The sequence below is a fragment of the Mangrovibacter phragmitis genome, from assembly GCF_001655675.1.
Taxonomy (GTDB): Bacteria; Pseudomonadota; Gammaproteobacteria; order Enterobacterales; family Enterobacteriaceae; genus Mangrovibacter; species Mangrovibacter phragmitis.
The window spans coordinates 794,596-809,142 of the sequence record NZ_LYRP01000001.1 but is presented as its reverse complement, the minus strand read 5'-3'; the positions used below and the strand labels follow the sequence as shown (position 1 = coordinate 809,142).

The 14,547-nt window shown below is 43.5% G+C and carries 11 protein-coding genes; 5 read left to right on the top strand and 6 right to left on the bottom strand.

Features of this window, described 5'->3' with window-relative positions; genetic code table 11:
- The first annotated feature begins 1 nt into the window (after position 1).
- Complete coding sequence (locus A9B99_RS03755) at positions 2–1,483, top strand: hypothetical protein (RefSeq protein ID WP_064594735.1); 1,482 nt, start codon at positions 2–4, stop codon at positions 1,481–1,483.
- A 120-nt stretch (positions 1,484–1,603) separates the two neighbouring features.
- On the opposite strand, the gene A9B99_RS03750 is transcribed toward A9B99_RS03755, so the two are convergent.
- The 4 genes from A9B99_RS03750 to A9B99_RS03735 form a co-directional block, all read right to left on the bottom strand.
- Positions 1,604–2,575 (bottom strand): acyltransferase family protein, encoded by a 972-nt coding sequence (locus tag A9B99_RS03750; protein WP_074388757.1) that lies wholly within the window; start codon positions 2,573–2,575, stop codon positions 1,604–1,606.
- Between the two features lie 279 nt (positions 2,576–2,854).
- Complete coding sequence (locus tag A9B99_RS03745; RefSeq protein WP_064594731.1) at positions 2,855–3,802, bottom strand: acyltransferase family protein; 948 nt, start codon at positions 3,800–3,802, stop codon at positions 2,855–2,857.
- A gap of 86 nt (positions 3,803–3,888) precedes the next feature.
- Entirely contained in the window at positions 3,889–4,974 is a 1,086-nt protein-coding gene (locus A9B99_RS03740) for an acyltransferase family protein (RefSeq protein WP_064595519.1), read from the bottom strand.
- 996 nt (positions 4,975–5,970) lie between these two features.
- Positions 5,971–6,441 carry a ferritin family protein gene (locus A9B99_RS03735; RefSeq protein ID WP_156518979.1) on the bottom strand — a complete coding sequence of 157 codons (471 nt, stop codon included), beginning with the start codon at positions 6,439–6,441 and terminating at the stop codon, positions 5,971–5,973.
- 765 nt (positions 6,442–7,206) lie between these two features.
- Here A9B99_RS03735 and A9B99_RS03730 point away from each other — a divergent pair.
- From A9B99_RS03730 to A9B99_RS03715, 4 genes are all read left to right on the top strand, one after another.
- Positions 7,207–7,722, top strand: coding sequence for a hypothetical protein (locus A9B99_RS03730; RefSeq protein ID WP_064594728.1), 516 nt, complete (start codon positions 7,207–7,209; stop codon positions 7,720–7,722).
- A gap of 109 nt (positions 7,723–7,831) precedes the next feature.
- Entirely contained in the window at positions 7,832–8,578 is a 747-nt protein-coding gene (locus tag A9B99_RS03725) for an alpha/beta fold hydrolase (protein WP_064594726.1), read from the top strand.
- 220 nt (positions 8,579–8,798) lie between these two features.
- Positions 8,799–10,811: a methyl-accepting chemotaxis protein gene (locus A9B99_RS03720; protein ID WP_064594724.1), complete on the top strand. Its 2,013-nt coding sequence runs from the start codon at positions 8,799–8,801 to the stop codon at positions 10,809–10,811.
- A 355-nt stretch (positions 10,812–11,166) separates the two neighbouring features.
- On the top strand, positions 11,167–12,039 hold the full coding sequence (locus A9B99_RS03715; RefSeq protein WP_064594722.1) for an NAD(P)-dependent oxidoreductase: 873 nt from the start codon (positions 11,167–11,169) through the stop codon (positions 12,037–12,039).
- 124 nt (positions 12,040–12,163) lie between these two features.
- Here the strand turns inward: A9B99_RS03715 and yjjJ are convergent, their stop codons facing one another.
- Together yjjJ and A9B99_RS03705 are read right to left on the bottom strand one after the other, a co-directional pair.
- Positions 12,164–13,468: a type II toxin-antitoxin system HipA family toxin YjjJ gene (gene yjjJ / locus A9B99_RS03710; protein WP_064594720.1), complete on the bottom strand. Its 1,305-nt coding sequence runs from the start codon at positions 13,466–13,468 to the stop codon at positions 12,164–12,166.
- A gap of 108 nt (positions 13,469–13,576) precedes the next feature.
- Positions 13,577–14,440 (bottom strand): GHMP family kinase ATP-binding protein, encoded by an 864-nt coding sequence (locus tag A9B99_RS03705; RefSeq protein WP_064595517.1) that lies wholly within the window; start codon positions 14,438–14,440, stop codon positions 13,577–13,579.
- Positions 14,441–14,547 lie beyond the last annotated feature (107 nt).

The following is a 14,547-nucleotide window of genomic DNA, read 5'->3' as shown; positions in this document are numbered from 1 at the left end:
CATGAACCAATCTACATTTAGTAGGGATAAAGTGACTAAGGGTATCTTGTTTCTATTTGTTTTTTTAACTACTGCTGTTTTCTTTTTTATGATACACCCGGTTACGATTATATCTGGAGATGACTGGATTAATCTATCTACAGGGCGTCAGGCCTATCCACAATGGCACGGTTTTAATCCTATCAAAGTTGTTCCTGAACTTTCATTTCCTTTATTTGGGAATATGGCATCAGCTCTGTTAGTTCCATTGGGTTTTACCTTTCTACAGTCGGTGGCTTATATCACGGCTTTACTTGTTGCTGTGCTGGTCGTTGTTTTCCTTTATCAAGCTTATGAGCTTTTTAATCAGAAATTAAATTATAGCAGTTACATCTCTTCATTGTTGGTTTTGTTTTATTTTCTAGCTATGTTTGGTTTGTTTAGGACACTAAATAATAATCAAAGTCCATATATGCTATGGGAACAAAACATAACTTGTTATTATCACTATGTTGTTCCCGCACTTATTAATGGTGCAATATCTCTCTATTTTCTTCGCAAAGGTAGAGAACTGACGAGTTTAAATAAAAAGCCAGTTTTTGCTGGTTTCTTTGTTTTAGTAATATATTTTTGTATTTTTTCAAATATATTTTCCAATGTTTTTTTTGCGGTTTTATGTGGCGTTGTATTACTCCTTAATTTACTCGAAAATAAATTTAATATCATAGAAACATGCAGGCTATTTCCATATCATGTATTAACACTGGTGTTGTGGTTAATATCAGCTGTCTACGAGATGAATGGTGGCAGAGCAGATAGAATGGGTAAAACTCATCTGGATGTTATTGGTGCTTTTCACTCGCTTGGCTCACTTCTTAAGCTGACTGAATTGACATTTACTATTGTTCTGGGTGTCGGTGTTCTTTCTAGTTTTGTTATCTTTATGCATAAAGCCACTGACAAACAGCAAAGTAACATTAAATATATACTTGGTGTTTCTGTATTAAGTTGTGTTATCTCATTGGTCGCATTAATACTTATTTGTTCCAAGGCAAGTGCAGGATACGCTACAAGGCCTGCTGCAATGTGGGGATTTATAATGTATTTCATCATTGCAGCCAGTATTGGTTTGGGGTGGGTTACCTCACAATATAGAGCCTTGCTTTTTATAGCACCTGTTATCGTATTTTTCCTTGTCAACAAAACAACCGACCAGGGACCTTCATTGCGTGAATCTCATAATGGGAATGTACCATATGAAGTAGCTAATGCTGTTAGCCAATATATGATTGATCAGGTTGTTAGTGCAGTAAATGCAAACGAACGTAACATGGTGCTGCACGTACCTAAAGGAGATAACATTGATAATTGGCCTTTCCCTATTACAAGGGGAAAAGCAATCTCTCAGACATTGAAATCAAATGGTGTTATTCCAAGAAATATAGGTATAACGATTAAACCAGATATTGAACTTAATAAAAAGTTTGGAATGCCTGTAGACTAACTCAGTTTTTTGAACTACTGATGCAAGCCCTCGCTGGATAGTGAGGGCCTGTATATTTAATATGAGTTAGTCTGGCACTACATATTATCACTTTTTATATGCAGCCCCACAAACATTACTCTATTTGATACCAATCCCATTCAGTTTGTTATATACGATGGGTACGAATTTTTTGATTATTGACAGCGCTAATATTGATAGTATAAATGCAGTAAAGAGTTTCACTAATGAATTTGATTCGAACAAACCGCCGATATTATGTGTTACGTGATATAGAACAAATGGGTGTATTAGATATATGCCAAGTGAATAATCTCTTCCAAAGTTGGATATGATATTTTCTTTAAGATTGGTCTTTATACATAACAGCAAAATGGCAATGCATACGGGAATGCAAAATATTGGGAATTGTCGTTCCGACATATCAGTATTAAAAATTATATGTAGCATGTAAACTTCAGCTAACATCAATATGATACCGCCGACAATAGTTCCTATGATAACTTTATTGCTAATCGTTATGAATAAATTTTTCGATGCAATCATATATCCAATATACACAAGTGAGAATGATATTAGCGATCTGAAGGCATAGAAAATATAGAGCTTAACATCTAAGGATTTTATTATGTCGCCAATCCAGCATCCGAGTAATATTATAACTACAAATGTCATTGATAACTTATAATTAACATTCTTAATCATATAGTTTGTTAGTATAACACCCATGATCAATGCATTGATAAACCATAAATGGAAAAATGTACCACCATGAAGTGTGTCATTTGATATGACCTTACCAATGAGTCTTTGTAGATCACCCCCAACCATTCTATATACTATGGGTATGTAAAGAATGGATGAATAAAAAAGAATTGATACCAGTTTATTTAATCGCTTACTTACATCAATGGTTTTATGAATCCCCATCAAATAACCCGAGGAAAGGAAGAAAAACGGTAGAGCCCAACGGGAAGAAACTCTAAATAGATCTCCATATGGAGGGGCAAGTTCTGGATAATAACCAACATGAACAATCATAATTGAAAAACAAGCCAGTAGCTTTGTTGCATCCAAAGAGTTATTGCGCATCTGTTAATACCAACTTTTACAAGGTTAATGCAATATATTATAGATCCTATTCATTGAAATCAAATGGTTGCTATAGCAGATGACAACCAATTAGTATTGTACCATCGTATTCTAATTATAAGTAACGCTATCTTTGAAGATGAAATTTGCTAGTTTTACTTATTAAGTATTATTACATTTGAGTGCCCCCCAAAAAAGGGAACACTACTTTGACATTAGATCGGCCTGTATGATATAGACTGCAATGGTTAGTTTTTCATTTATACCTTGATGAAGGTGTTAATTCACTAATTTTAAAAAACTCATACCAATGTTTCTTGTATACATCCATCTGTGTACTAAACATAATAATGAGCATATTGACATTGTTAGAATTAAGATAATCCATTTTTCACTGATTATTGGAACAAAGATATATAAACGTATGTATTGGTGTATATACATTACCATCATGGAACATTCACCAAGCATAATGAAAAAATAATCTTTAGATGTTATTTTCTTTGAAATATTTATAATTATATTTGTTGCACAAACAGATGAAATAATCGAAAAAAATGGAATCCCGAAGTGAATATATTTCATATCCATTTGCAGGTTTTTTGGCATAAAATAATTTACTAGGATATAAGAGGTCAATATCAGCAAACACATATTAAAATTTAGAGATTTAATATTTTCTCTATATTTATCGCCTATATAGATTAATGGGATGGCAAATAGGCATGCATCAATATCAAAAGGAATTTTTGGATGAGGCAATAAACTATATATATATGCAGATATAATCATAAACAACATGAGGTTAAATATGGTGATGTTGCGAAGTTTGTTGCTTATGAAGTTATAAATGACCAGACTAAGATATAATACACTTATAAACCAGAATACACTTTGCCAACCACCAATGTATGGGCCGCCCAGTAGGTTTTTTATCAACAGTTCTTTTATCAAAAAATATGTATTTTTATCTGTAGTGAGGATATCTTGAATGCCTAATATGATAAATATTGCACTATAGAATAGGTATGGAAATAAAAGTCTCTTTGTTTTCTTTCTAATAAAAGATATATCCTCCTCAGGCTTATAAAGCATACCGGAAAGAATGAAGAAGAATGGCATATGAAATGTGAAAATTGCAGAACCAATATAGCCTTCCATTATATGAGCAATTACAACTAATGTTATTCCGATCCCTTTCGCTATAGTAATTGAGTTGTCTTTCATTTTCATTTCCTAATCATTCACAATTTACAATGTTATATAATATTCAATGCGCTAAGAATAAAGTACTTCAAATTATTATGAGTTATTTAGTTATTTTTTAATTTAAACTCTAGCATTTTCCCAATGCGAATACTGGGTTTTTCGATAAAATAATGGATTATACAGGCTACAGAGATACAGAATGTTACTATAAATATGATTTTTGACAACCCTGTTAAATTTATCCAAAAATCAGGATGATAGTGATTAAGAATGTTAATTATTAGATAATGTGATATATAAAGAGAATATGATATATCACCAAGGAAATTCAGTGATTCTAATCCGCTAAAATGCGTTGATTTTTCATACTGTAAAAATCCAATCATCAAAAATAGAGACCAAAAGCCATAACCATCCATTCCAAAATTTGCGATATCATAATCTCTTGGAGTGAAATAGAAAGTGAAAAAGATACCGATGCACAGGAATAATATAATTCCGGAGTAACTATTTCTCATATGCTCCACTTTGTGATATAAAGTGTACAAGAACATTCCTATTACAAATTCTATCAATATCGGTGAACTTATGAACCTGATGACTCCATAGAGTGTTGTTTCTGATGGGATTTGAATAGCACCTGTACCTGCTAAGGTAATACTCCCTGTTACATATAACTGAATAATTACCAACGGTAGTGTGATCAATATGCTCGAAATCAGTACTCGATTTTCTCTACTTACTATCAATGAAATTGAAAAGATAAAATAGAAATAAAGCTCATAAGTTAGCGTCCATGCTGGACCTAGTGTATTATAACCAAATCCGGGTGATGGTTTTGAGTAGTCCTTGTGTATTAGCAAAAGGCTGCGCAACAGTTTTTCTAATGGCTCAGAGTTATATGCCGATAATATTCCAATTATAAATACGAATATGAATGTTGGATATACTCTAAAAAAACGCCTGATAATAAACTGAGCAGCGGTGATCCTTTTCTCTGTTGATGCTACTATTATAAAACCACTTATCATGAAAAAAAGATCTACTCCGAAAGCTCCGGAACCGAACAAAATGTTTCCTAAATCCTTTTGTGTATAAACTTCATTTAAGTAGCTTCTAAAATGAAACAATATCACAAAAATAACAGCAAAGCCTCTAAGTTGATGTATTGAAATAATTTTATTATGCATACGTGACTCAATTTTCAAAACCACAGTTAAGATTAAAAAAAGATAGAAATATTCATCAGGTAAAAATAGAAACCGCACATAAAAATTCTAGTATTTATTCCTGAGTTTGCTAAAATCTATGCTTCCTTATACGGTTTTTTCATGTGATTCTATAATTAAATCAACATTTATATTAAATGTGAAGAAAAAAAGTATTTTATTTTTTTTGTCAATAAAATCAAACGGTTATATGTTATGTGCTTGTGTGTTTTTACCGGGTTGTTATGTTGGTAAACAAGGTTATTAATCGTTGCCTCAAAATGCGTACTGACCTTTTAAAACGGATAACGATGATTGTGAAGTTTGGATAAAACTTATTCTTCCACGTAATGTGTCTTGATAATAATGCTTTTGGGGTTTTCTAAGGATTTTATTCTGTAGGTGAAATATTTTTAAATGTTGTCTTTTTAGAATTTTAAATCTTAACACGTAACAATTCCACCCAGGGTAACGGTGGAGAACCTGAGTGGGTGTAAATTGCAAAATGTCCTCTCAGTAATATAAACCACAGACAACAAGATTGAGGTGAATTACTAAACAAGGATTAACCTCAAAATTGAGCATTGAAAGGCGGGAGTATATGAAGCTTTCAATCAATCTGTAGGCTGAAAATATCATCATGACCTATGCGAAAGGCCGACTCCGCATAAAAAATTGGCAATGATAATCAAGTTGCGCTGAATAAAATTTTTCTACAGTAGCCGTCGGTATTACGCTTCACTAAGGCATACCTTAATTCTTCATCCAAAAGAGACCGTTATACCCCGCTTTGATAATTTTTCACTGCTGTACGTGCATGGGATTTTACTGATTATTCTGTAAACAGCATTCATCAGCAGATTACAGTCAATGGTGCCAGGGCACAGATAGACATCATCATGGAAGAGTGTTAGCGGATACCTGAGGTCAAGCTGTAACCGAGGTTGAACATAACACCAACCCGCAGTTTCTTGTCCCTCAAACTCCTCTGCACCCTTCCACTTCCTTTAACAACACATTCTCACAGGCCATCCTTTCAATGATATTCAGCATGTGCAAACCATCATTTTGATGTGTGATTTTTATATTTTGGCATATGTTTATAACAGGCAGGTTGGCTATTTTTAATGCTGAATTCAGGATGGATTCAATGTTAATGATTCTGATGTTATGGTGTGTTAATATTTTCTCCATTAAATAACCGGGTGATTTTATATTTCTTTGATGTAGTGTTTCATTGCTATAGAAATCACAGGAAACACCTTTTTCTGCCAGTTTGTTGTAAATGTTCATCATTGATGAAATGGAGGACTGAGTAATCATTCTTAACGAATTTCCAGATTCGATTATATTGTTATTGAAACACCAGGAGCTCAGATCCATACAGAAGCCTGCGAATTCAAATTCATATTTAGCATGCTGTTTTAATTTTTTTGTTAGTATCATCATCTCACTCCACTATATGCACTGTGTAATGTATAAAAAAACATCAAAAAGGTATCCTCTATCAATAGATAGACTGTGTTTATTTAAGTGGCAATTTTTTTGGAAAAAAATAATTGCTTTAATTAGTTGAAATTATTCATTTTTAATATTGTGTTTATAATGAATTAAGGAGGGCTACATTTATTGAGTTACATTATGAAATACTCCATTTTAAAAAAATAAGCCATCTTTGATTTAAATCATTTTTTGCCATATTTTTGCTTTGGCTGCGTGCAATTAAGTCCATGCCATTCATTCCACTTCCGTTCTCCATTGATAACTGGTGGGTAATTCTATTAAGCGGGCCAGTGTAAACAAAATGAATAATAGAGAAGTAATTAATGGATAATGAAGTTCCCGATGCAAATAGGGAACTGCGTAACCTGTACTGCTGGGGCCAACTTAATGAAAACAATGAGGTAATTGTGCCACTACGCTAATCAGTCTGAAAATTTTTGCAATGTTAGATTTTTCTTTGCGTACTCTGCCGCATTTTCTGCTTTTGGTACTGTCAGGCTGTTTTTTTGTCCAGTATTATATCCGGGCAATGTAACGCATTGCCAGGATTGGCGTCCTGAAAATACAAGGTGTAAATCACGGGGTGTTGTCTGTTCGTGTATAAATTGCCCGAATACAGCGCCCAACTAACAGGCCTTGTATCGTCTGGTCAGCTTTAATGCAACAGGCCAACAGCAAGGAAGATATCACCGCCTCATCAGGGAATACGCAATGGACGAACTACAAACTCCGCTTTATGACCTTCCTCTTTATACCGAACTCAACCACGGCACACCAGGTTCTTTGGCGCTGGCTGAGCGCTGTGAACTGCTCAGTGAAATTCTGTTGGACAGCGAAAGCCTTTTGGCTGCTCACTCGGTTCTGCGTGGCTTGCTGGCTTACCTTGATACCCTGCATTATCAGCTACTGGTGAGTATGTCTGCATCATGCAATACCACTGAAGGTGAGTATGAAACGGATAAAACCCAACAAAACGCAGGCAGTGATCCGGCTATGGCATCAACCACTGCTATACCCATTGGTGACTCAGTACTTGTGTTGCCTGAACCTGGCTGGCAGCCAGAAACGGTGAGCTTGTGCCACTACTGCGCAACACTTGCCAGCCAGTTACTGTTACTACCGCGTGAGAGCACTGACGAGCATGTCTCCGGGCTGGTGGGGTTGCTTTATGAACTGGTGGCGCTGTTAGTGGAGGAATTACGCAGCACTGAACCGGCCCTGGCTTAATCAAACTGGCAGCGGGCATGTTTTTACGGCCCGCTGTTTTGTTATTCACTCAATTCTGTTTCACCGTGGCCCGGTGTAAAAATAGCCCGTAATAAAGGAAGTTAACAACATGCAAGGTTTCTATTCTCCTACAGCGCGCTGCTATGTACGCTTTCAGGATTTGCCAGGCAGCGGTGTGCCTGTGGTCTTTGTGCATGGCCTGGGCTGCGCATCATCTTATGAATACCCGCGTGTGGTGGCAGACCCAATGTTTACCGGCAAGCGCGCCATTCTGCTGGATTTACCCGGCTGCGGTTACAGCGAAAAACCACAGGGTTACAGTTACTCCATTAGTGACCAGGCAAAAGTAGTGGTGGAACTGGTTGTGCATTTGGGGTTAACCCGGTGCTATGTGTACGGGCACAGCATGGGGGGCAGTATCAGTATTGAAGCCGCAGAACAGCTGGGGGAATGCCTGCTCGGCCTGGTGGTGTCTGAACCCAATTTTCACCCCGGTGGTGGCTTCTCCAGCCAGCAAATTTGCCATTACAGCGAAAGCGAGTTTGTAAGTACTGCATGGCAGCAGATGGTGGAGCAGGAAAACAGCCCCTGGGCAGGCAGCCTTGCGGTAAATGCGCCATGGGCTGTCTGGCGTGGTGCGTCCAGCCTGGTCAGTGGCAGTAACTGGCTTACACGCTTTATGGCGTTACCTGTGGCGAAACAACTGGTTTTTGGCGAGCACTCTTTGCCAGATAATGATTTCACTACGCTCCAGGATGCCGGTATTCCAACCGTAGTGTTACCACAGTGCGGGCATTGTATGTCCTGGGAAAACCCGGGTGCACTGGCAGGGGCGTTAGCCATGTTCTGCCGTTAATATTCGCTAAAACCATTTTTGGCATGTGCCTGCATGCCCTACAAAACATTTGCATAGTGATTGTCTCTGGCGGAATAAAAATAATGACTGCCATGAGAACACCTGCAGCCACGCCACAGTTCCTCTGGTTTTATTTAAAGTCGGGAGAAAAAAGGACGATAAACATTACACCTGTCTGCGGGTATGTGTTTTCTCCATCAGTGACCAGGAGTACTGTGCAATGAAAAAAAATAAAATGAGTACGCGTGCGCTCATGATCCTGAGTGGGTCATTGGTTATCATACTTGGCTTTGCAGTGACTATTGGTGTGCTTAGCTGGCAATCAAGCCGTGAGCAAAAGAAGTTAGCGGTCAGTTATTTAACCGAGATTGCCAGTAACCAGGCGGGGAAAATACAGCAAAAACTCAGTTACGACCGGGATGTGGCACATAACCTGGGAGTATCTCTGGTTGGGTTGTCTGTCGCCGGTGTTAAAGACCGTGATACTGCAAGTAAAATAATGGAATATGCCCTTAGAGATAACCCGGACTATTTATCAATTTCAGTTATTTTTGAACGCAATGCATTTGATGGAAAAGATGCGGAATTTGCCGGAAAACCGGGGCAGCCGCCAGAAGGCCGGTTTGCCTGGTTTGTGGAACATGCGGGGCAGGGAAAATATCACATGAGTCCGCTACTCTCCTACCTTACACCGGGGCAAGGGGATTATTACCTGGTTCCTCAGGCGAGCCGCAAAGATACGTTGATTGAGCCTTATAACTATGCATATAACGGCGTACCAACAATGCTCACTTCTGTGGCGTCTCCCATACAATTAGATGGCAAACTGTGGGGCGTGGTCACCTCTGATATCTCACTGGCCTCGCTCCAGGCCGAAGTCAATAAAATCAAGCCCTGGCATGGTGTGGGTTATGCGGTGCTGGTTTCCAGCAAAAATAAGGTGGTAGCCAGCCCTGACAAGGCACTGGCAGGTAAAGACTGGCCTGAAAAGAGCGACACCTTTTCATCCGTACTGTCCGAGCGTTACGACAGCTTTTTGAAAGAGGATGCGTATGTTGTCTGGGCCCCCGTTAAAATAGGTAACAGCAACGAACACTGGTCGTTGGGCATTGTTGCTCCGGTCAGTAGTGTCATGGCCGCAGCGCACAGTCAACTGATCCAGGCGCTGATCTTAATGGTTATCAGTATTGTTGTGGTCAGTGCGGTGCTGGGGATGATTTTCAGCCGGAAAGTGCTCAAACCTTTGGGTGGGGAACCGGCAGAAGCAGCCGCTATTGCTTTGTCAGTCGCCGACGGAAATTTACGCAACCGCATTTCTGTGAACAGTAAGGACACAGGCAGCCTGTTCTTTGCACTTAATACCATGCAAGCCAGGCTGAAAGGCGTTGTCGCTAATATCAAAGAGGCCAGTAATGCCGTTCATGATGGTGCCCACGAGATTTCCAGTGGCAATATTAATCTGGCTTCACGTACCGAAGAACAGGCCTCGGCATTAGAACAAACAGCAGCCAGCATGGAGCAGATCACGGCTACAGTGAAACATAACGCGAATAATACTCATCAGGCGACATTGCTCACCAATAATGCCAACGATATCGCCTCTAAGGGTGAAGCGCTGGTTGGTGAAATTATTCACACTATGAACCAGATTGACGAAAGCTCCCGGAAAATTAGTGAAATTACTAATATCATTAACAGTATTGCATTCCAGACCAATATCCTTGCCCTGAATGCGGCTGTGGAAGCGGCCAGAGCCGGTGAACAAGGCCGGGGGTTTGCGGTTGTGGCTTCAGAGGTGCGCAGCCTTGCCCAGCGCAGCGCCAGTGCAGTAAAAGATATTGCTTCGCTGATTCAGGAATCCACTGAGCGCGTGGGAAATGGGGTAACGCTGGCAGGTAAGGCTGGTGAAACCATGCAGAGCATTACCTCTGCCGTGAAATCGGTGCAGAATATTATCGATGAAATTGCGAACGCATCTGATGAGCAGGCCAAAGGAATAAGTCAGGTCACTATCGCTGTTAATGAAATGGATGGCGTTACGCAGCAAAACTATCAACTGGTTCAGCAGATCTCAACGCTGGCTCAGTCGCTGGAAAACCAGGCTGCGGTCCTCAGAAACGCAGTAGACCATTTTGCTGAACAAGAGAGTGAACCTGGCTCACTGGCATCCTTGCCGGTTTCCGGTTTGCCGGGTAATTCGGTAGCCAGAATAACCTCAGCTAACAAACACTGATTCTTGTCTTACCCCAAAGGCCCGGCAAGCAACATGTCGGGCCTTTGAACAACCAGAGTGATGTGTATCTGGCACCGGTATGCACACAGAAAATATTTAGCCATCTTTCCGTATTAACCCGCTTTTCTCCCTCCGCTATTCAGCAGGTAAATAGCCAGTCTGTCTGTCTGTTTCTTTGCACAGCCCCCAGGCATGTTTTTATATATCAGCAAATATTGCTGTATTTTATTTTTTATTGAAATTCATGTTTTTGGCCTTTGCTTGCCCATTATTTCGTATGATACCGGGCAGTAGATAACCCAATCATTAATCTTCAGCTATCCCGGTTCTGGTACAGAGGCGGAGAGGAGGAATTATGGCGCAATTGCCAGTGGTAACTGTTATCGGCCTTGGGGCTATGGGGCATGCTTTTGCCGCAAATTTGTTAAAAAATGGCTTCACCGTGCGTGGCTGGAACCGTTCACCCAGCCGTGGCGAAGATTTGGTGAATACCGGGTTGGTGCTGTGCAACACGGCGCAGCAGGCGGCAGAAGGCGCAGATGTCGTGCTGAGTGTATTAACTGATGGCGACACAACGCACAATGTGCTGGAACCTGTATTTTCTGCCATGAAACCCGGCGCGGTATTGTGCCAGATGGGCACGATTGGTGTGGCGGCAACCGAAAAGCTGATTTACCAGTTAGCTCGGGTAAGGCCGGATGTGGTGTTTGTGGATGCGCCGGTGTCTGGCACTAAAGCCCCGGCGGAGAACGCCCAAATTTTGGTGATGGCAAGTGGTGATCGCAGTAAGGCACAGGCGGCAGAGCAGGTATTTGCTGCCATTGGTAAGCAGCAACAATGGCTGGGCGAAGCCGGAGCCAGTTCACGCATGAAGCTGGTGGTCAACAGTTGGCTGATAGGCATGATGCAAAGCCTGGCAGATACCATGAGCCTGGCAAAACAACTGGGGTTCTCCACAGACGATTTGTGGCAGGTGCTGGAAGGCGGTCCGCTGGCTGCACCTTATGCCAAAGGGAAGTTGAACATGATTGCCAGTGGTGATTACACACCGCAAATGCAGCTCAGCCTGGCGCTGAAAGATGCCCGGCTGGCGCTACAGGCCGCGCCCGGGGTGGCAATGCCGGGGCTGGAAAACATTGCGTCTTTGTGGCAACAGGCCGTTGATGCCGGGTATGGCGGGCAGGACCTGGCCGCAGTGTACGCGTTTCTGCAAAAAACACATGCCTGATACACAAGCCTGAACCCCTGCCAGCCGGGGCAGGGCATTTGCTGCTGTAAGGGTTGCCTGTGGGCGTTCGCCATGTTGGTTCAGGTGGGCAGATCTCGCCGGGCAACCTTACACAGCCAGCGGTTTACCCCAGCCGGGCAATGCGCTCCTTTGCTTCACCAATATGGTGGTGTAAGGCCGCAATGCAGGGGGCAAAGTTTGCGGAAAAGCCCGGGCAACAACGGGCTTCGGCCAGAAATTTTTCTGCCAGCGCCAGGGCTTCCCGCCAGGTATCGGCAGTAACCACATCTGAAAGTGCCACCGGCCTGAGTTCGTTTGCCAGCGCGCCTCCTGCTTTGGGGGCGAACCCCATGGGCAGAACGTCGTATGCCGGAGCCAGTTGATACGGGCGCCCATGGCTGCTGACAAACGACAGGTTGCCGTTATGCATATCTGTGTTGCCAGTCAGCTTGCCGAATGCCCACAACCGGGCGGTGGCAGGGAGCGCTTCCGGGTGTACATACCCCGCATTCACCAGGTTTTCGACCAGTACGGGCCAGGGGGAGCTGGCTTTACCAACAAACTCCGCATCCAGCGCCCGCAGTGAAATAACGCCAACCCGGCCCAGTTGCCCAACCCGGTCGAAACGGGGGATCTCCAGAAACCGCTGCCCGGCAAAATCAAATACCTCTGTTTGCACACCCAGCACGCCCAGCGCCAGGTGTTCAGCCAGTAGCAGGTCACGCCAGCGCTCGCTCACCGGGTTGTCGTCTGGTGCCGAGAACTTCACTAACACATGCCCCCGCTCTGTAAAGGTACAGAACTTCGGTTGCTCACCTCCGGCAGATGACCCAGGGGTTTCACCCGCACCAGCCGCTTTTGCCAGTACCGGGAACATTGTTGCGCGTTCAACCGGCGTGGGCGCGGGCATTTCCAGAAAATGGGTTCTGGCCCGTTCCCCAATAAGCAGGTTGCCTGTGGCATCGTGCCCGTACATCAGTAACGCCCGCACAACATCTGCATCGGCCCATTGTTCCGGGTTGGTGTCCAGACCGAGCCTGGGAGCCCATACCGTTGCCAGCGCCCGCCCGAGGTACCCCTGTGGGCGCATGTCGAACAACCACCAGGGTAAACCATCGCTATGAATGCTGGCGTTATTGGTTTGCACCATCACAAATCCGTCCGGGTAAACAGGGATAAGTTCACCCAGCTTTTTTACCTGGCCTTCTTCGGTAATGCGGTAAATAGGGGCGGCACTGAATCCCCGGTGGTTATCGCGCAGGGTATTTTGAATAGATGGCCCGGCACCTGTGCGCACGATTTCGTCACCCAGCTTTTTTAGCGCGCGGGACAAGGTTGGCTGGCTAACCCCCAATTTTTCAGTAAGTTGCCTTGTTGTTGCTGGCCCCTGGCTGAGCAACCGGCGTAATTCTTCGGAACTGACGGGCATCGTGTTAACCACTAAGTGAATAGATAAATGAATAGATATTTGAATAGATAAATATAGGGGTGGATAAGGCGTCTGGCAACCGAATTGTCAGCTGCTACTTTCCCAGCACTACTCCACGCCGCCTGCAATCAGGCGCAGCAAATAGTGCCGTGGCCAGTGGTAAGCCAGTGCCGCATGGTGGGCAATCTGCCAGGTGACTTTTTCTACATCATGGTGGTGGCTGTCCAGTAATAAACCCACGACCGAGCCGCTATGGGCCACGTTGATGCCGTAGAGATTATTGCTTTCCACAATGTTGCGCAGTGTGTCGAAGCCGGGCTTTGCCAGGAATTGCTGACTGGCAACTGCGCTCAGTGTAGTGGCCTCGCCCAGTAGCCAGGGGTTATTGGTTTTGCAGGCCTGCTGCAACAGGTGCCAGGCGCGGTTCAGTTGCGGGGCGCTTTCCTGCAAAATTGCGCGCAGGTCGCGCTGGTGGAAATCTGCCGTACGCAGCTGGTCAGGGCTTTCCAGCAGTAAGATCTCGCAGCCCGGTAAGCCGCCACAAGGCACAGTAGTTTTGCCGGTGAGGTGGTCAAACAGGGTCAGGCCGGGAAACAGGGTGCTGTCGGTGGGCTCCAGGCTCACACACAGAGCCGCCAGTGCTTCTACGGGCAGGGGGATTGCCAGGTGGCGGGCGGTGGCAACTGCTGTCGCGGCAATATCTGCCGTGCTGCTTGCCATGCCTTTTGCCAGCGGAATAGTGGAGTCGAATGTTATGCGCAGCGTGTTTGCCCGCTGTAGCGGGGCTCCGGCATAACGCAACACAGCACCCAGCGCGGCACGCATGAGTGGGCGTTCAGCAGGCAGGGGCTTACCGTCTGTCACACAGACAGTACTGAACCAGTCTACCGGGCAGGACACCAGTTTTTCACCTCCCAGGATCCAGCCCTGCAGGAGTTCCCCGCAAGAGGCAGGGCAGCGTGCTTCGGCCAGTTTCGTCTCCCTGGTGTGGTGCGGCCAGCCACTGTATGGAACATGCAAAAATGCAGCGCCATAGTGACGGGGGCATAGCCAGCATTGCGCTACGCGTTGGCTTTTCG